Raw genomic sequence first — 18,169 nt, forward strand, 5'->3', positions numbered from 1 at the left:
TCCGCCCGGCGCGCAGCCGCACCGCAGCCGCCCGTGCCGCCGCCCGGGATCCGGTGCTCAGAAAGGGATCACCGCCATGACCGTCCGGCCCGTCCCCGTCCGATCCCAGAACGCCCCGTCCGTGTCCGTCCCGTCCCACCCGGCCCGGTCCCACCCGGGTCCCGTCCCGGCCGCCCCCGGCGTCCCGACCGCCGCCGAGCTGCTCTCCGGTGTCGACCTGAGCGGTCGCCGTGCCGTCGTCACCGGAGCCGCCACCGGCGTCGGCCTGGAGACCGCCCGCGCGTTGGCCGGTGCCGGCGCCGAGGTCACCCTCGCCGTGCGCGACAGCGACGCCGGCGCCGCGGCCCGCGCCGCGATCGTCGCCGACACCGGGAACGAGCGGGTCGCGGTCGGCGAGATCGACCTCTCCGACCAACGTTCCATCGCCCGGTTCGTCCGGCTCTGGGACGGCCCGCTGCACATGCTGGTGAACGCCGCCGGGGTCTCCGCGCTCCCGCTGGCGCGCACCGCCGAGGAGGAATGGGAGCTGCACCTGGCCGTCAACCACCTCGGGCCGGCCGCGCTGAGCTCCGGCCTGCACTGGGCGCTCGCGGCCGTCGACGGCGCCCGGGTCGTCAACCTGTCGTCGAGCGCGCACCTCACCGCGCCGTTCGACCTGGAGGACCCGCACTTCACCTCCACCCGCTACGACGGCGCACTGGCGCTGGGCCGGTCCCGCACCGCCGCCGTGCTGCACGCCGTCGAGGCGACGCGCCGTTGGTCCGGTGACGCGATCGCGGTGAACGCCGCCGCCCCCGGCACGGACCGGCTGACCCCGCAGCAGGGTGCCGCGACGGTCGTCCTGGCCGCGGCCTCGCCGCTGACCGTCGGGATGAGCGGGCGCTACTTCGAGGACGCCGCCGAGGCCGGCCCGGCCGACCCGCGGACCGGGCGCGGCGTCGCGGCGCACGCGCTGGACCCGGTCGTGGCCCGGCGGGTCTGGCGATGGACCGAGCGCACGCTGCGCGAGACCTGGTTCTCCGGGCTGCCGGTGGTGGCCTGACCGCTCGTGCGCGGGGGAGCTGTGCGGGGGCGCCCGGCCCCCGCACACGAGCGTCACCCGGTCAGGACCGGAGCCAGACCGTGGTGTCGGCCGGGACCTCACCGCGCGCCGTGAGCGGGCCGCTGGCCAGCATCACCTCGGCGTCCTCGGGCAGCGACACCGGCGCCGACGAAACGTTCACCAACGCGGTGAAACCGGCCCCGTCGGCCGGGTCGTCGTCGGGGACCCGGCTGAAGGCCAGCGTGCCCTCCGGGGACTCCTGCCAGACCAGCCCACCGCCGCCCAGCGCCGGGTGCGCCCGGCGCACTGCCAGTGCGTTCCGGTAGAGGTGCAGCTCCGAGTCCGGGTCGGCCTCCTGGACGTCGGCGGCGTGCCGGGCGAAGACCTGCGGTTGCGGGAGCCAGGGCCCCGCACCCGTCGGGGGGACGACGCTGAAGCCGAACCACGGCTCGCCCGCGGCCCAGGGCAGCGGGACCCGGCAGCCGTCCCGCCCGCGCAGGGTGTGCCCGGACAGCTCCCACGTCGGGTCGTCGAGCCGGTCGACCGGGATGTCCTCGACCTCGGACAGGCCGAGCTCCTCGCCCTGGTACAGGTAGGCGGTGCCGGGCAGCGCGAGCATCAGCAGCGTCGCCGCGCGGGCCCGGCGCCGGCCCAGCTCCGGATCCGCCGGGAGATCGAGCACGTCGTCGAGGTTCCAGCCGCGGCCCGCCTCGGGCTTGCGGGACAGCCGGTTCGGGTGCCGGCAGACGTCGTGGTTGGACAGCACCCAGGTGGCAGGCGCACCGACGGCCGAGTTCTCGGCGATCGCGGCGTCGATGTGCGACCGCAGGTCGTCGGCCAGCCAGGCCGCGGTGAGGAAGTTGAACGAGAACGCGGTGTGCAGCTCGTCCGGGCGCAGGTAACGGGCCAGACGCTCCGGATCGGGCACCCACGCCTCGGCGACGAAGACCCGCGGCGGGTCGTAGCGCTCACCGATCCGTCGCCAGGAACGGAAGATCTCGTGCACGCCGTCCCGGTCGAGATAGGGGTGGCCGCCGTCCTGGACGTCGTTCACCCCTTCTACGACGTCGGGCAGCCCGGGTTGCTTGACCATCGCGTTGGCGACGTCCACCCGGAACCCGTCGACGCCGCGGTCGAACCAGAACCGCAGGGTCTGCTCGAAGTCCGCGCGCACGTCGGGGTGCTCCCAGTTCACGTCCGGCTGCCGGACGTCGAACAGGTGCAGGTACCACTGCCCGTCGGGCACCCGTTCCCAGGCGGGGCCGCCGAACATCGACCGCCAGTTGTTCGGCGGGTCGGCGCCGTCGGGGCCGCGGCCCTCGCGGAACACGTAGCGCTCCCGCTCGGGTGAGCCCCGGCCGGCGGCGAGTGCGGCCCGGAACCACGCGTGCTCGTCGGAGTGGTGGTTCGGCACGATGTCGAGCAGCACCCGGATCCCGCGCTCGTGCGCCTCGGCGATCAGCGCCTCGGCCTGCGCGGTGTCGCCGAACATCGGGTTGATCGCGCGGTAGTCGGCCACGTCGTACCCGCCGTCGGCGAGCGGTGAGGGGTACCAGGGGTTGATCCAGATCGCGTCGACACCGAGCCGGGCCAGGTGGTCGAGCTTGCTGCGCAGACCGGCGATGTCACCGGTGCCGTCGCCGTTCCCGTCGGCGAAGCTGCGGATGTACACCTGGTAGACGACGGCGTGGCGCCACCAGTCGGTGACTCCGGCCGGGCCGGGGGTGGGGTGGTGGGCGGTCATGCCTCTCCCGGGTCGAATCGTGTATCGCGGTGTTTCACACTGTTGCACGATGTTGCAACACCTGTCGAGGGGGAGCAGACTGGCGGCGTGACCGACGAACGGGCAGGGCTGCGCGAGGTGTCGCGCCGGGCCGGGGTCCGCCGGGTCGCCGAGCTCGCCGGGGTGTCCCCGGCCACCGTCTCGCGCGCTCTGCGCGAGGGCACCCCGGTGTCCGCGGACACCCGCGAGCGGGTCCGCCGGGCCGCCGTGTCGGTCGGTTACCCGCTCCCGGCGCGCACGCTCACGGTCGCGGTGCTGGCCCGCCTCCCGACCCGCTGGTTCTTCGCGGAGGCGGTCGCCGGGGTCGAGGCCGTGCTCTCCGCCGGTGGGCACCTCACCCAGCTGCACAACGTGGGTGATCCGGCGAGCCGGAGGCACTTCTTCGACACGCTGCCGGTGCGTGGCCGGGTGGACGGGCTGATCCTCGTGGCCTCCGCGCTGGACGACGCCGAGCGGTCCGCGCTGGACGAACTCGACCTGCCGGTCACCGTGGTCGGCGGGGACATGCCCGGGCGGCCCCGGGTCGGCGTCGACGACCGGGCGGGTGCCCGGGCCGCCGTCCGGCACCTGGCCGGGCTCGGCCACCGGGAGATCGCGTTGGTGTCGTTCGACCCGTACGAGGCGTGCGGCCGCACCACGGCCCGCGACCGCCGGGCCGGCTGGGCCGACGCGCTCGCCGAGTCCGGCGCCGCCCCGGGGCCCGTGGTCGAGGTCGGTGCCGACGTCACGGCCGGTGACACGGCCGCCGGGCGGTTGCTGTCGCTGCCGCGGTTGCCCACCGCGGTCTTCGCGATGTCCGACGAGGCGGCGATCGGTGTCGCGCGGACGCTGCGCCGCGCCGGCGTCGAGGTGCCCGGGCGGGTGTCGGTGGTGGGGTTCGACGATCACGAGATGGCGGCCGTCGCCGACCTCACCACGGTCGCGCAACCGGTCCGCCGCCAGGGCGAGCTGGCGGCCCGTGCGCTGCTCGCGACCGTCGCCGGGGACACCCCCGCCGATGTCGAGCTGCCCACCCGGCTGGTCGTGCGGGGCACGACCGCGCCACCGCGGTGAGCCCGGCGCGACGGGCGCCCTGCCGGGCGGGCCTGTTGCTGGCCGGTGCCGCCGTTTCCCCGTCGTTGTCGGGGGTTCGTGGTTTCCTCTCGGTGAGCCGGGAGGTGGGCCGTGGTCAGGGTCGAGGGGCACTGGCGGAACCGGAGCTGGGTGCGCACGCACTACCGGCACCCGCTGCGGCCGGAGGCCGACCAGACGGTGCTGGTGTTCCCGCGGGCCCGGTCGGTGCGCCTCGACCCCTCGGTGCACGGCGGGCCGTTCCCCGCCTCGCCCCTGGCGGGTGCACCGGGACCGCCGCTGCCCTCGCCCCGCCCGCCGTCCTGAGCCGGGCAGCGGCAGGATGGTGACCGTGCCACGACTGATCGAGACCGCGAGCCGGGTCACCGCCGCCGGGAGCCCGCCGAAGACCATCGACGAGTACGTCGGCCGGGTGAACACCGGTACCGACGCGGTGTCGATCGCCCACATGCGCAGCCCGTCCGGCTGGGCCGAGCCCGGCCAGACCCCCGAGTTCGACGAGTACACGCTCGTCCTGCGCGGGGAGCTGCGCGTCGAGCACGCGGCCGGTGAGCTCACCGTCCCGGCCGGTAGCGCCGTGCACACCGCGGCCGGGGAGTGGGTGCGCTACAGCTCGCCCGGCGCCGAGGGCGCCGAGTACGTCGCGGTCTGCCTGCCCGCCTTCGACATCGGCGCGGCACACCGGGACCAGGACTGATCGTTCCGGTGGCGGGGTGACAACGGGCGGCCGCGCACGGTAGGTGTGGACCCCGACGGAACGGGAGGTCCCGCCGATGAGCCGGACACTGCTGGGGGTCGCGCTGGCCGCGGTACTGGCCCTGCCCGGTTGCGCGAACACACCCGCCGACGACGCCGCCGGTCCGGGCGAGGGCGGCCCGCGCCCGGCCACCGCCGCCGACCTGACCGGCGGCTCCTGGTACCCGGCCGACGGCACCGCGCAGGGCCGCGCGTTCGCCGAGTTCGCCGCCGACGGGAGCTGGAACGGGTCCGACGGCTGCAACGGTCAGAGCGGCACCTGGGAGCTCGCCGACGACGGTGCGTTCACCGGCACCACGGGCATGAGCACCCTGATCGGCTGCGAGAACGTGCCGTTCGGGTACTGGATCGACGACGCGGTCCGGGCCGAGACCGACGACGGCGACCTGGTCCTGCACCCGGCGGCCGGGGAGCCGGTCCGCCTGGTCCGCGAGCTGCCCTGAGACGTCGCGGTCGCCGCCCCGCTCAGCGGGGCAGCGGGAGCCAGTCGAGGACGTCGCGCACCCGGACGTCCCAGTAGGCCCAGTCGTGGTCACCGGGCCCGTCGTGGCCGGTCACGTCGAGCCCGGCGGCGCGGGCCGCGGCGGTGAACCGCACCGACTGGCCGTGCAGCGGGTCACCGGCGCCTGCGCACACGAACAGCGGCGGCACCGCGGCCGGGTCCACCCGTTCGACGAGTGCGAACAGGTCGGCGTCGGTGCCGGCGACCGGGCCGCCGTCGAAGATCCGCTCCCAGATGCGCGGGTCCTCCTCCCGGGGTGGCGCCGCCACGAGCTCGGCGATGTCGAGGACCCCGGACAGCGACGCGGCCGCCGCGAACCGGGCCGGTTCGCGCAGCGCCCAGCCGATCGCGCCGTAACCGCCCATCGACAGGCCGGCGACGAACGTCTGCGCCGGATCGGTGGACACCCGGAAGAACCGGGCGACCAGCTCGGGCAGCTCGGTGCACACCCACGTCCGGTACCGGCCGCCGTAGGCCTGGTCGGTGTAGAAGCTGCGGTGCACCTGCGGCATCACGACCGCGAGCCCGAGCTCGTCGGCGTAGCGCTCGATCGCCGTGTAGCGGGTCCAGGCGGTGTCGTCGTCGGACAGCCCGTGCAGCAGGTAGAGCACCGGCGGCGGTGCGTCCAGGTCGCGGACCCCGGCCCCGATCCGGGTGCGGGAGGGCTGCGGCAGCAACACGGTGATCGAGGTCGCCATCCCGAGCGAGTCGGCGACGACGTCGCAGCGCAGTCGCGCCATCAGCGCCGGCCTCCCCTCAGCACGCGGCCAGGAACTCGCGGAGCACCCTGGTCCAGCGGGCTTCGGCGTCGAAGAGCGGCCCGTGCCCGGACCCGTCGAACCACTCGGTCCGGACGCTGCCGCCCGACTCGGCGTAGCGCTGCAGCACCGTCCGGATCTGGGTGACCATCTGCTGGGGCGGGAACTCCCCGGCGCCCGGCCAGCCCGGGATCAGCCCCGCCTGCCCGAGCGTGCCCGTCTCCAGCATCGATCCGTCGGCGACGATCAGGTCGTCGGCCCCGTGCGTCCACAGCACCGGCGGCTTCGGGTCGAGACCGACGATCCCGTCCCAGCGCAGGTACTTCGGCGACAACGCGTTGAGCAGCCCCGAGTCGCCGGGTGCGAACCCCGGCCAGTACTGCGAGGCCAGCACCGAGCCCGGGTAGCCGCCGTCCCCGATCGCGGTCAGCAGGACCTCGTCGACGAGTAGGTCCTCCCGCTCCGGGGACAGCCGGAACGACGGTGACCAGTACGTCCGGCGCATCACGTTCCGGATCGAGAACGGGCTGTCGGCCGAGGCGTCCCGTTCGCGCAGCCGCCGTACGAACTCGGGGTTCGCGCCGCCCGCACCGGAGCCGGCGCCGTCGGGACGCACCGGGGTGCCGTCGGCGCGGACGCCGCCGTAGCCGTACGGTCCGACCGGGTCGACCAGCGTCAGCGACGCGACCGGGCGGGTCAGCCCGAACCGGGCCACCGCACCGCCACCGGTGGACCAGCCCACCAGGTGCGGGGGTGCGGTGATCCCGAGCGCGCGCAGCAGGGCAGCCACGTCGTCGGCCCAGTCGTCCAGCCCGCGGGTGGCGTCCAGCGGTGCGGGCTCGCTGCGGCCGAACGAGCGCATGTCCGGCGCGAGCACCCGGAAGCCGTCCTCGGCGAGTGCCGGCATCACGTGCTCGTAGAACCGGCCGGTCGACAGGTTGCCGTGCACCAGGACCAGCGGCGCCCCGTCGGACGGGCCCGCCTCCAGCAGGTGGATCCGGATGCGGTCGGTCGGCACCTCGCGCGCACGCACGCCGGGCAACAGGTCCACGCCGGGATCCTCGCGTCGCGCGCGCGGCGCGGTCAAGAAAGTCCGTGCACGCGGGCCCTCGGCCGGGCACCATCGTGATCGTGTTGCTCGAACTCCTCTACGGCTGAGCCGGACGGACCGCCCCCACCCGCCGCACCACCGGTGCCGCGGAGTCCCGTCCTGCCCGTCGTACGACTGGAGTTCCGATGAGCCACGTCCTCATGTCCACCGCGGCCGCCCACGGCCACGTTCATCCCAACCTGCCGGTCATGGCAGAGCTGGTCGCCCGCGGCCACCGCGTCACCTACCCGGTGCCGGACCGCTTCGCCGACGCCGTCGCCGCCACCGGCGCGACCGTCCTGCCGATCACCACCGACCTGCCCGACCCGGCGAAGGGCCAGCAGTGGCCGGACGGCGGCATCGAGGCGATGCGGCTGTTCTCCGACGAGGCCCGCAGCGCCTACGCACAGATCACCGCGGCGCTCGGCGACGACCTGCCCGAGATCGTCTGCTACGACGGCAGCGGCTGGGCCGGGCACGCCGTGTCCCGGGTGCACGGCCTCCCCCGGGTCGAACTCTCCCCGCACATGGTCGCCTGGGACACCTTCGAGCAGGACCACGCCGAGGCGTTCGCCTTCCTCGACGAGCCCGACGGGCTCGCCTGGCGGGCCGCGATGGACGCCTGGCTCACCCGGATCGGAGCGGGTGCGGGTAGCCGGGAGTTCCTCGCGCCCTCGCACCGCTCCGCACGGACCGGAGGCGCCGCAGCGTGTGTCGTCCTGATCCCGGAGGCCATGCAGCCCCACCTCGACCGGGTCGACCGCGACCACTACACGTTCGCCGGACCGGTGATCGACGACCGCACCCACCAGGGGACGTTCGCGGAGCTGGGAATCGGGCCGGCCCCGGACCGGCCGCTGCTGCTCGTGTCGCTCGGCTCCGCCTACACCGACCGCCCGCGGTTCTGGCGGGACGCGATCGCCGCCATGCACGGCACCGGCTGGACGACCGTGCTCGCGGTCGGCCCGTACGTCGACCGGACCGCGCTCGGACCGGTGCCCGACGACGTCGTCGTCCGGGAATGGGTGCCGCAGCTCGCGGTACTGGAACACGCCTCGGCGTTCGTCACCCACGCCGGGATGGGCGGTTGCGCGGAGGGCCTCTGGCACGGTGTCCCGATGGTCGCCGTGCCGCAGGCCGTCGACCAGTTCGTGAACGGGCCGCGGCTCGCCGAGATCGGGGTCGGTGAGCACCTGCCCGCCGAGGAGGTCACGCCGCAGCGGCTGCGGGCAGCGGTGCTGCGGGTGGCGTCGTCCGACGGGGTCGCGCGGTGCTGCGCCGAACAGAAGCGGATCGCCGGGGCAGCCGGGGGAGCGGCGGCCGCCGCCGACGTCGTGGAGCGCATGCTCGTCTCCTGATCGGGTGCCGGGGCGGGTGGGGCGACACGCGTCGCCCGTTCCGCCGAACCGTCGTTACGCCGTTCGCGTCCCTCTACCGCATGGCAGTTGTGGATCAGTGGTTGCAGGTGGCAACGTCCCCGCTCGATGTCGGGGGCGGGCGGGAGCCCGGGGAGCGGGGGCACAGTTGCGCAGGACGACCGTCACCCATCTGGTCGCGACGGTGCTCGCCGGCGCCGTGCTCAGCGGGGTCGCGGCCCCGGGCGCGGCCGCCGCGCCGGCTGCACCCGCGGCGCCGATCGCGTGGGGGCCGTGCCACTCGCCGCCGTTGCAGCAGGCCGGCGCCGAGTGCGGGTTCCTGCCGGTCCCGCTCGACCACGCCGAGCCCGGCGGGGAGCAGATCGAGATCGCCGTCTCCCGGGTACGCCACACGGTGCCCGACGAGCAGTACCAGGGCGTCATGCTGGTCAACCCGGGCGGCCCCGGCGGCCCCGGCCTCGGGCTCAGCCGGCTCGGCGGCGCCGTGCCCGGCAACGCCGGAGCCGCCTACGACTGGATCGGGTTCGACCCGCGCGGCGTCGGCACCAGCAGGCCGGCGCTGATCTGCGACCCCGGTTACGGCGGTTACGACCGGCCCGACCACCGCCCCGAACACGGCGCCGAGGCGGCGTGGCTGCCCCGGACGAAGGCGTACGCGCAGGCCTGCGGCGAACGCGGCGGTGCGCTGCTGGAACACCTGCGCACCGAGGACACGGTGCGCGACATGGACCTGCTCCGCGCGGCGCTCGGTGCTGAGCAGGTCAACTTCTACGGGTTCTCCTACGGCACGATGCTCGGCCAGGTCTACGCGACGATGTTCCCCGAGCGGGTCCGCCGGATGGTGCTCGACGGCATCGTCGACCCGCGCGCCTGGTGGTACCAGGCGAACCAGAACCAGAACGTCGCTTTCGAACGCAACATCGGGGTGTTCTTCGACTGGGTCGCGAAGAACGACGCGACCTACGGCCTCGGCAACTCCGGCGACGAGGTCGAGGCGCGCTACTACGAGATCCGGGACCGGCTGCGGGTGGACCCGGCGGGCGGGCTGATCGGGCCCGCCGAGTGGACCGACATCTTCCTCAGCGCCGGCTACAACGTCGGTGCCTACACCCGCGTCGCCGACGCCTTCGTGGCCGGCACCCGAGGCGACGCCGCCACCCTCAAACAGGCCTACGACCAGGCCGGGTCACCGACCGACGACAACAGCTACGCGGTCTATCTCGCCACCCAGTGCACCGACGCGCCGTTCCCCCGGGACTGGGCGACCTGGAAGGCGGACAACACCGCGACCGACGCCGTCGCGCCGTTCGAGACCTGGGGCAACGCCTGGTACAACGCCCCCTGCCTGGACTGGCCGGTTCCGCCCGGCCCGGCGCCGGAGGTGCGTGGAACCCTTGCCGAGGGGCCGCTGCTGATCTCCGAGACCTACGACGGCGCCACCCCCTACGAGGGTGCCCTGCAGGCCCGCCGGACCTTCCCCGGGTCGTCGCTGGTCGAGGGGCTCGGCGGGCACACGCACTCGGCGTCGCTGTCCGGGGTGTCCTGCGTCGACGACGCGGTCGCCGGCTACCTGGCCACCGGCGCCCTGCCGCCCCGGACCGCGGGCGAGGGCTCCGACCTGCAGTGCCCCGCGGTGCCACAGCCCGACCCGGTGGCCCCCGCACCGCCCCGGAGCTGATCGGCCCCGACCGGCGCTGCCCCTGCCGGTGCTTCGTCCGGGCCCGTCCCGCCGAGATGCAGCTCAGCGGGCGTGGTGCCCGGGCAGCGCCCCGCTGAGCTGCATCTCGGCGCGCACCGCCGTTGCGGGGGCGCTGCTCAACCGGGCTGCGGTGCCCCGGCCGGTACGAGCGGCCGCCGCCCGGTCCGGACGGCGGGTGGTGCTGGCCCCGGGCCGCGGTCGCACGACGGCCCGGGGCACGGTGAGGCACCCTCCCGCAGATGACGGCCCAGCGCCACCCGGACCGCGTCGGGCTGCTCGTAGGGCAGCAACGCGCCCGCTCCCGGCACCACCGACACCGACGCGCCGAGCACCCGCCGGGCCGCCCGGGCCAGCCGGTCGCCGCCGAACAGCGGGTCGTGCTCCCCGACGCACACGGTGACGGGGGTTCCGCGCCAGCGCCGCGCCAGCTCCGGGCGCGGGGGAGGGGTGGTGCTCAGCGCGACGTGCCTGCCCACCGTCGCCAGCCAGTCGACCAGCGCCTCGGGCGGCACGAACGACGGCCCGCCGAGCCGGCTCAGCACGCGTCGGGCGGTCCGGTGCAGCGGAACGGCCCGCCACCCGAGCATCGCGGTGAGCGGCCCGGAACGCGGCGCGGGACGGACGAACCCGTACGGGTTGAGCAGCACCATTCCGCGTACCCGGGAAGTCGGCCGGGCGGCGAGCGCGACGGCGGCGCCGAACCCGTGGGCGAGCACCGTGACGCCGTCCGGTGCGTCGGGGGCGAGCTCGGTGAGCAGGTCGTCGAACCAACTGCCGTAGTCCCGCAGCCGGTCGGTGTTCGGTCGCCCGCCGGAACCGAGCCCGGCCTCACCGGGCGGGTCGACGCCGATCACCCGGTACCGGGCGGCGAGCAGCTCCAGCAGGCCGGTCAGTGTCGCGGCGCAGCCGTGCCGGCCACCGAGCACGACCACGGTCGGTGCGTGCGCGGGTCCGGCTAGGACGAGGTGCGCGCGGCGGTAGTCGTACGGGGGGTCGTCGTGCACCGACCGTTGGTGGTGCGGTACCGCCCAGCTCCGGAGGCGTCGCTGGCACCACTGCCGGACGGCAGCCTCGCCCGCGTCACCGCGATAGATCCACATCGTGCTTCTCGGCCGTTCGTCGTCGGAATGGGGGAACGTGGCGCGGGGGCGCCCGGCACCGGCGTGGGGACCACCCGGTGGCGCACCACCGAGATCCACGGGTGGGTCCGGCGGGGCCACCCCAGGCTCCGCAGCCACACCGGACGGGTGTCGAGGGCCCACACGATCCACCGGCCGTCGTCGCGCCGGAGCAGGCCCACGTCGGTGACCCGGCACGGCGGGCCGGTGGACTCGCCGGTCAGCACGTCGGTGCGCAGGACGGTCCGGCGCAGCCACCGGTCCGGCGCGGCAGCGCCCTCCGGCATCGGCCAGGTGCTCCGGAGCGGGCCGCGGTGCCGGAACACGAACGTGTCGGCGGGCACGACCACCGGGCCGCCGGGCGTGCCGAACAGGCCCGCGGTGACCACCGGCCCACCGGGCCCGTCGGTCACCCCGACGTCACGCAGGAGGCCCCGCCGGCGGCCGTCCGGCCCGAGCAGCGCACGCCCGAACAGGGTGCCCAGCCACAGCAGCCCGCCGTTTCGGGGACGGCCGACCGGGAGCACCGCGCGCACGTCGTCCACGACATTCTTCTTTCCTGACGCCGATTTCTTGACTGCCGATCCTAGCCCGGGGCCGCACGATTATCGACGCTGGTGCATCGGGTGCGCGAAGTCGGAAACAACGGGTGGGCGCACGCTTCCCGGACTCGGCAGGACGAGAATTTCCGTGCCAGGATCGGTACTGTGGCCTGCGTTACCTCGCACCCGGGCGCTTCCGGTCCCGGTCGGCGCGAGCGGGTGAGGGATCGCTTCGAGGCGGACGGGGCGCGGATCTCGGATTCGGCGTTCCGGGCTCGGGAAGGAGTAGGTGAAATGTCGGCGGCGGGTCGCGGAGCGGGCCCTGAAAACGCTCGGACAAACGATCGGGAGGCGGACCGGGAAAAGGGCACGGAAACGGGGTGCGGGTCCCGGTGCGAGGCGCCGGGCCCGCGGGCCCGGCGGTACCGGGACCGGATGCTCGCGGCGGTGGCGGAGGTCGACGACCTCGATCTGTGGCGGATCGCCGAGCACGTCTCGTCCGTCGCGGACGGTGACGCGCCGGTGCGCGTCACCCGCTACAGCGGCATCCACCACGGTGACACCCGGGAGCGGGCCCTGATCCGGCTGATGGCCGCGGTGACGGACCTGGCGACCCGGCAGCTGGAAGGCCGGGCCGGTGGGCCGGACGGGCGTCGACGCCCCGCGCGCCGGGGCTGACCGGTCACGGCCGGTCAGGGCCCGTCCGGCGGCACTCAGGCGAAGTGCACGTACTCGTAGTCGAACGGCTTGCCGTTGATCCCGTTCGACGGCGGCGCGATCCAGCCCGCGATCTTCCCCGGCTCGTAGACCGGCCGCATCAGGTTCTGCACGTGCGCCCGGTCGGCCTCGGACGGCAGCCAGTCGTCGCGGCGGGCCTCCCACACGTCGGCACCGACGACGTCGCCCTTCGGCGTCACGTGGTGCCCCGAGAACAACCCGACCTCCCGGTTGAACCCGACGTGCGGCAGCGCCACCCGCTCGTCGAACCCGTTCCGTTCGAGGATCTTGTTCCACCGCTTGATGCCGGACTGGCAGTCCTTGACGTACTCGTTGCGCAGGTCCAGGTTCAGCGCCAGCAGCGCGGGGACCTCGTCGGTGACGATCGCGCCGTCGCGGACCTGCTCCATGCCGTAGCCGTCCTCGGTGAGGACGTGGTCGTCGCGGCGGCGCTCCTCCTGCCAGCGTCCCTTGAGCCCGGCGGTGAAGTAGTTCGCGGCGTTGGTGGACTGCTCGGAGCCGAACAGGTCCAGCGACACCGAGTAGTGGAAGTTGATGTATTTCTGGATCACCTCCAGCGGCACGCCGCCGTGCGGGGCGATGTCGGTGGTGTCGTGCTCGCGCATCAGCTCGCAGGTCCGCTGGATCACGCGGTCGATGCCGGTGGTGCCCACGAACATGTGGTGGGCCTCCTCCTTGAGCATGAACTCGCAGGTGCGCGACAGCGGGTCGAACGCCGATTCCTTCAACGTCCCGAGCTGGTACTTGCCGTCCCGGTCGGTGAAGTAGGTGAACATGTAGAAGCTCAGCCAGTCCGGTGTCTCCTCGTTGAACGCGCCGAGGATCCGGGGTGAGTCGAGATCGCCGGAGTTGCGCTGCAGCAGCGCCTCGGCCTCCTCGCGGCCGTTGCGGCCGAAGTAGGCGTGCAGCAGGTAGACCATCGCCCAGAGGTGGCGGCCCTCCTCGACGTTGACCTGGAACAGGTTGCGCAGGTCGTAGAGCGACGGCGCGGTCTCACCGAGCCGGCGCTGCTGCTCGACCGAGGCGGGTTCGGTGTCGCCCTGGATGACGATCAGGCGCTGCAGGTCCGCCCGGTACTCGCCGGGGACCTGCTGCCAGACCGGCTCGCCGCGGTTCTCGCCGAACGCGATCCGGCGGTCGTCGCCGCGCTCGGCGAGGAACACGCCCCAGCGGTACTCCTCCATCGCGACGTGGCCGAACTGCGCCCAGCCGTCCTTGCCGACGTCGACGGCGGTGCGCAGGTAGACGTCCTGGGTCGGCACGGCCGGGCCCATCGTCTTCCACCAGTTGATGAAGTTCGGCTGCCACGACTCCAGCGCACGCTGCAGCTTGCGGTCGCCCGCCAGGTCGACGTTGTTCGGGATCTTCTCGGAGTAGTCGATGGATCCTGTGCTCACTGTGCTCACACCCGCTTGCGGTCGAAGTCGGCCCTGCGGCCCGTCCCGTACTTGCGCAGTGCGCCGTCGGGCCCGGAGGCGTTCGGGCGCACGAAGATCCAGTTCTGCCAGGCGGTGAGCCGGCCGAAGATGCGGCTCTCCATCGTCTCCGGGCCGACGAACCGGTGGTTGGCCTCCATCCCGGTCAGCGCGTCCGGTGACATCGACGCCCGCTCCTCGAGCATGATCCGGACCTCGTCGTCCCAGTCGATGTCGTCCGGTGCGTCGGTGACCAGACCCAGGTCGAGGGCCTCCCGGGCGTCGATCCGGCGGTCGGTCTCCTGGCGCAGCTTGGCGACGTGGTCGTCGTCGCCGTGGAACCGGGAACCCAGCCGGGTCACACCGTTGCCCATCGGGAAGGTCCCGAAGTTCGACGCCGTCAGCATGATCTGGGCCTCGTCGGACTGCTCGTCGCCGTCCGGGTCGAGGGTGCCGTCGAGCATGTACTGCCGGTCGCAGGCCAGCGCGAGCTCCAGCAGCGCGCCGCCGAAGCAGGACCCGGGTTCGATCAGCGCGATCAGCGAGCGGGACGTGACGTCGAGCCGCTTGAGCGTGCGCTTGAAGTAGTGCCGGATCTCCGAGACCAGCCAGTCCGAACCGGCGTGTTCGGCGATCACCTTCTCGAAGGCGAGCGCGTCGGCGAGGTCGCCACGGGTCCGGATCACCCAGGTCCCCAGCTCCAGCTCGTTGGAGCGCAGCCGCAGGATCAGGTCGTCGAGCTGGCGGGTCACGGCCAGCGGCCAGAACTCGGCGCCGAGCTCGTGCACCCGTTCGATCGACGACGGAACGCCGCCGTCCGGGCCGTCCACGGTGATCTCCACCAGGCCGCGGTCGCGGTCGAAGCGGGCCCGGACGTGCGGGTAGTCGATCCCCTCGGCGGTCTCGGTGCGCTGCAGCGGGGGCAGCTCGACGCCCTGCCCGGCGGGCAGCCGGGTGGACGCCTGCGCCGCGGCGACGGCCCGCTCCCGGACCGTCTCGTCCCACCTGCGCTTGGGCACGACCTCGTCGACGAGCTTCCACTCGACGGCCTGCCGTCCGCCGAACCCCTCCGGTCTGGTGGCGAAGACGTCCGCGCGGTCCTTGCGGACCTTGCGCTTGTCGGTGACCCGGGTGAGGCCGCCGGTGCCGGGCAGCACGCCCAGCAGCGGGACCTCGGGCAGCGCGACGGTGGAGGAGTTGTCGTCGATCAGCAGGATGTTCTCGCAGGCCAGAGCCATCTCGTAGCCGCCGCCGGCCGCCGTGCCGTTGACCGCGGCGATCCAGGTCTGGCCGGAGTGCTCGGTCGCGTCCTCGATCCCGTTGCGGGTCTCGTTGGTGAACCTGCAGAAGTTCACCTTCCACGGGTGGGGTGACCCGGCGAGCATCCGGATGTTGGCGCCCGCGCAGAAGTTGCGGTCCTTGGCGCTGGTCAGCACGACGGCCCTGACCTGGGGGTGGGTGAACCGCAGCCGCTGGGTGAGGTCGTGGAGCTCGATGTCGACGCCGAGGTCGTAGGAGTTCATCTTGAGCTCGTAACCGGGGACGAGCCCGCCGGTCTCGTCGACGTCGAGCCGGACCCAGGCGACCGCCGGGTCGTCGGGGTCGATCTGCAGCTGCCAGTGCCGGTAGCTCGACGGATCCCGGTCGAAGTCGACGGTCGGGGAGTCGGCCGGGGCGCTGGCCTCGGTGGTGGGGCCGGCATCGGTCATGGGACGGGCGCCTCCTCGCGTCGTTGCGGCACCGCAAAGACTACAAGAAACCGACGCCCCGGCGAAAGTCTGTGGAGTATTCACCGCCGCCCGGTTCGGCACGTGGGAGCCCGCGGCGGACTCCACCGGCGGTCGTGACCCCGCGTTCCGCACAGGACGGCCACGACGCGACGGTCGAGGTGTCCGCGCGCTCGGTCGCCGGGACCCCCCGGCCCGGCGGTCACGGCGTGGAACGCGGCAGGCCGGGCGCTCAGCGCGAGGCCGGCGCGGTGGTGAGCGGGAGCTGCTTGCGGAGCTCGCCGACGTCGTTGCGCACGAAGCCGTGCGCCGCGAGCCACCCGGTGACCTGTTCGGGGTCGGGGTGGCCGTCGGGCACCACGTTGTAGATGTAGTTCAGGCCGCGGCGTGCCGCCTCCAGTTCGAGGCGGGACAGCACGAAGGAGCCGACACCGCTGCGTTGCGCGTCGGGACGGACCAGCACCAGGATCTCGGCGTCGCCCCACGACTCGTCCAGCCTGCCGTAGGCGACGGTTTCGCCCGAGCCGTCCTGGACGCGCCACCACTCGTCACCGAGCGGGTCGCCGACGCCCGGGTGACCCAGCCCGAACAGCGCCGGCGAGAGCCCCGCCAGCACGGCCGCCTTGCGCTCGTCCCAGCTCGCCGGGGTCTCCGGGATCCACTCCCACGCGTCCACTCCGGCCTCCTCGCCGTTGCCGTCCTCCGGTGCCGAGCCGAGTGAACCCGGTCGATCGTCTCCCGCCAAGGGAGCGTCGCGAATAGCGACACTCCATCGGCCGATCCGTGTGCTCAGACCACCGGTTCCGGTTCCGCGGCCAGTGCGGAGGCCCGCTCGCGCAGCCGGAACCGCTGGATCTTCCCGGTCGGGGTCTTCGGCAGCTCGTCCACCGCGACGACCGACCGCGGCCGCTTGAACGCCGCCAGGCCCTCCCGGCAGAACGCCACCAGCTCGTCCGCCGACGGTGCGGCCGCCGGGTCCCGCGGTACGACGAAGGCGACCGGCCGGTCCAGCCCGTCGGCGTCCGGCACCCCGACGACGACCGCCTCGGCCAGCCCGGGATGTTCCAGCAGCCGGGCCTCCACCTCGGCGGGGGAGACCCAGATGCCGCCGACCTTGAGGACGTCGTCGGCCCGGCCCAGGCAGGTCCAGGAGCCGTCCTCGCCGCGCACGTACTGGTCGCCGGTGCGCATCCACCGGCCCTGGAACACCTGCCGGTTCACCTCGGTGCGGCACCAGTAGCCGATGCACACCGAGTCCCCCGCGACGTAGAGCATGCCCTGCTCGCCGGGCCCGTCGATCACGCTGCCGTCCGGGCGGCGCAGCTCGACCTCGTAGCCGGGCACCGGGAACCCGGAGCTGCCCGGCACGACCTGACCGGGACGGTTGGAGACGAAGATGTGCAGCGCCTCGGTGGACCCGATGCCGTCGAGCACCTCGAAGCCGTACCGCTGCCCGACGCCGTGGAACATCCGTGCCGGCAGCGCCTCCCCGGCCGAGACGCCCAGGCGCACCGTCGCGAACCGCTCCCGGGGCAGCTCGGCGGCGATCAGCGGGCCCCAGAAGCTGGGGACCGCGAAGAACAGCGTCGCGGAGTGCTCGGCCACCAGCCGGGAGTACCGCTCCGGGTCGGGACGGGAGGGCTCCAGCACCGCGCAGGCACCCACCGACAGCGGGAAGAACATCGAGTTGCCGATGCCGTAGGCGAAGAAGAGCTTCGCGACCGACAGGCAGACGTCGTCGCGCCGGATGCCGAGCACCCGCGCGCCGTAGGTCTCGCACACCGAGCGGATGTCGGCGTGCCGGTGCATCGCGCCCTTGGGTTTGCCGGTGGTGCCCGAGGTGTAGAGCCACAGCGCCTGGGACTCGTCCCACGTCGGGTGCGGTTCGGGCATCGGCCCACCGGCGGCGAGCAGCTCGTCCCAGGTCAGCGACCGGACCGACGCCACCGGGACCGGCAGCGCGTCCGGCCCGGTGAGCACGACCCGCTCCAGGTCGGGGGCGCCACCGACGGCATCGGCGAGCGCACCGGCGAACGCGGCGCCGCCGATCACCGTGGTCGCCCGCGAGTCCCGGACCAGGACGGCGAGCTCCCGGCCGGTCAGCATCGTCGACGACGGCACGGCGACCGCGCCGGACCACATGGTGGCCAGGATCGCGACGTAGAGCTCCACGTCGTCCGGCATCACCAGCAACACGCGCTGCTCGGGCCGGACACCGCTCGCGCGCAGCGCGCCGGCCAGCGCGCGGACCCGCTCGGTGAGCTCGGCATAGGTCAGCGATCCGGCCGGGAACCGGACGGCGGTGCGGTCACCGTCACCGGCCGCCACCCGGGCGGCGGTCAGGTGCGCGGCTGCGTTGAACACGGGGACGGGCTGGTCAGCACGGACGACGTCGGCCATGGTGGGTGGCTCCTGTGCCGGTTCGGGGATCTGTGATGCTACACACATGACGTGTGGCGTCAACGCTTCGTAGACCGTTCCGCTGGGGTGCCCGGATGTGGTGAGCTGACGGGGTGACAGTGTCGTTGCCAGAGTCGTCCCCTGCCGGGAAC

General features: G+C 73.9%; 17 protein-coding genes. 8 read left to right on the forward strand and 9 right to left on the reverse strand.

Annotated features, from left to right (window positions below; translation table 11 throughout):
* The first annotated feature begins 121 nt into the window (after positions 1-121).
* Entirely contained in the window at positions 122-1,042 is a 921-nt protein-coding gene (locus AB0J24_RS25505) for an SDR family NAD(P)-dependent oxidoreductase (protein ID WP_358685787.1), read from the forward strand.
* A gap of 61 nt (positions 1,043-1,103) precedes the next feature.
* On the opposite strand, the gene AB0J24_RS25510 is transcribed toward AB0J24_RS25505, so the two are convergent.
* Positions 1,104-2,786 (reverse strand): alpha-amylase family glycosyl hydrolase, encoded by a 1,683-nt coding sequence (locus AB0J24_RS25510; protein ID WP_358685790.1) that lies wholly within the window; start codon positions 2,784-2,786, stop codon positions 1,104-1,106.
* 87 nt (positions 2,787-2,873) lie between these two features.
* On the opposite strand from AB0J24_RS25510, the gene AB0J24_RS25515 reads away from it, so the two are divergent.
* The 4 genes from AB0J24_RS25515 (at position 2,874) to AB0J24_RS25530 (ending at position 5,095) form a co-directional block, all read left to right on the forward strand.
* Positions 2,874-3,878 carry a LacI family DNA-binding transcriptional regulator gene (locus AB0J24_RS25515; RefSeq protein WP_358685793.1) on the forward strand — a complete coding sequence of 335 codons (1,005 nt, stop codon included), beginning with the start codon at positions 2,874-2,876 and terminating at the stop codon, positions 3,876-3,878.
* 111 nt (positions 3,879-3,989) lie between these two features.
* Positions 3,990-4,202 (forward strand): hypothetical protein, encoded by a 213-nt coding sequence (locus AB0J24_RS25520; RefSeq protein ID WP_358685795.1) that lies wholly within the window; start codon positions 3,990-3,992, stop codon positions 4,200-4,202.
* A 25-nt stretch (positions 4,203-4,227) separates the two neighbouring features.
* Positions 4,228-4,593, forward strand: a complete 366-nt coding sequence (locus tag AB0J24_RS25525) for a cupin (protein ID WP_358685797.1) — start codon at positions 4,228-4,230, stop codon at positions 4,591-4,593.
* 76 nt (positions 4,594-4,669) lie between these two features.
* On the forward strand, positions 4,670-5,095 hold the full coding sequence (locus tag AB0J24_RS25530) for an META domain-containing protein (protein WP_358685799.1): 426 nt from the start codon (positions 4,670-4,672) through the stop codon (positions 5,093-5,095).
* Positions 5,096-5,117: 22 nt separating this feature from the next.
* Here the strand turns inward: AB0J24_RS25530 and AB0J24_RS25535 are convergent, their stop codons facing one another.
* Both AB0J24_RS25535 and AB0J24_RS25540 read right to left on the reverse strand, forming a co-directional pair.
* Positions 5,118-5,894, reverse strand: a complete 777-nt coding sequence (locus tag AB0J24_RS25535) for an alpha/beta hydrolase family protein (protein ID WP_358685801.1) — start codon at positions 5,892-5,894, stop codon at positions 5,118-5,120.
* Positions 5,895-5,910: 16 nt separating this feature from the next.
* A complete protein-coding gene (locus AB0J24_RS25540; RefSeq protein WP_358685803.1) occupies positions 5,911-6,963 on the reverse strand; it encodes an alpha/beta fold hydrolase in 1,053 nt (350 codons plus the stop codon).
* 185 nt (positions 6,964-7,148) lie between these two features.
* On the opposite strand from AB0J24_RS25540, the gene AB0J24_RS25545 reads away from it, so the two are divergent.
* Positions 7,149-8,360: a macrolide family glycosyltransferase gene (locus tag AB0J24_RS25545; protein WP_358685805.1), complete on the forward strand. Its 1,212-nt coding sequence runs from the start codon at positions 7,149-7,151 to the stop codon at positions 8,358-8,360.
* Positions 8,361-8,526: 166 nt separating this feature from the next.
* Entirely contained in the window at positions 8,527-10,056 is a 1,530-nt protein-coding gene (locus AB0J24_RS25550) for an alpha/beta hydrolase (protein ID WP_358685807.1), read from the forward strand.
* 137 nt (positions 10,057-10,193) lie between these two features.
* On the opposite strand, the gene AB0J24_RS25555 is transcribed toward AB0J24_RS25550, so the two are convergent.
* Together AB0J24_RS25555 and AB0J24_RS25560 are read right to left on the reverse strand one after the other, a co-directional pair.
* On the reverse strand, positions 10,194-11,081 hold the full coding sequence (locus tag AB0J24_RS25555) for an alpha/beta hydrolase (protein ID WP_358685810.1): 888 nt from the start codon (positions 11,079-11,081) through the stop codon (positions 10,194-10,196).
* Complete coding sequence (locus tag AB0J24_RS25560) at positions 11,033-11,740, reverse strand: hypothetical protein (protein ID WP_358685812.1); 708 nt, start codon at positions 11,738-11,740, stop codon at positions 11,033-11,035. The genes AB0J24_RS25555 and AB0J24_RS25560 overlap by 49 nt, the downstream gene beginning before the upstream one ends.
* 444 nt (positions 11,741-12,184) lie before the next feature.
* Here AB0J24_RS25560 and AB0J24_RS25565 point away from each other — a divergent pair, with 444 nt between their 5' ends.
* Positions 12,185-12,415 carry a hypothetical protein gene (locus AB0J24_RS25565; protein WP_358685814.1) on the forward strand — a complete coding sequence of 77 codons (231 nt, stop codon included), beginning with the start codon at positions 12,185-12,187 and terminating at the stop codon, positions 12,413-12,415.
* Between the two features lie 35 nt (positions 12,416-12,450).
* Here the strand turns inward: AB0J24_RS25565 and boxB are convergent, their stop codons facing one another.
* From boxB to AB0J24_RS25585, 4 genes are all read right to left on the reverse strand, one after another.
* Positions 12,451-13,872, reverse strand: a complete 1,422-nt coding sequence (boxB, locus tag AB0J24_RS25570) for a benzoyl-CoA 2,3-epoxidase subunit BoxB (RefSeq protein ID WP_358685816.1) — start codon at positions 13,870-13,872, stop codon at positions 12,451-12,453.
* Positions 13,873-13,877: 5 nt separating this feature from the next.
* Positions 13,878-15,599 carry a 2,3-epoxybenzoyl-CoA dihydrolase gene (boxC, locus tag AB0J24_RS25575; protein WP_358685818.1) on the reverse strand — a complete coding sequence of 574 codons (1,722 nt, stop codon included), beginning with the start codon at positions 15,597-15,599 and terminating at the stop codon, positions 13,878-13,880.
* A 250-nt stretch (positions 15,600-15,849) separates the two neighbouring features.
* The gene (locus AB0J24_RS25580; RefSeq protein ID WP_358685820.1) at positions 15,850-16,293 is read right to left on the reverse strand and encodes a GNAT family N-acetyltransferase; all 444 of its coding nucleotides are present in this window, start codon (positions 16,291-16,293) and stop codon (positions 15,850-15,852) included.
* 113 nt (positions 16,294-16,406) lie between these two features.
* Positions 16,407-18,017: a benzoate-CoA ligase family protein gene (locus AB0J24_RS25585; RefSeq protein ID WP_358685822.1), complete on the reverse strand. Its 1,611-nt coding sequence runs from the start codon at positions 18,015-18,017 to the stop codon at positions 16,407-16,409.
* Positions 18,018-18,169: the final 152 nt, after the last annotated feature.

The sequence above is a fragment of the Pseudonocardia sp. NPDC049635 genome (genome assembly GCF_040659795.1).
In the GTDB taxonomy this organism is placed as follows: domain Bacteria; phylum Actinomycetota; class Actinomycetes; order Mycobacteriales; family Pseudonocardiaceae; genus Pseudonocardia.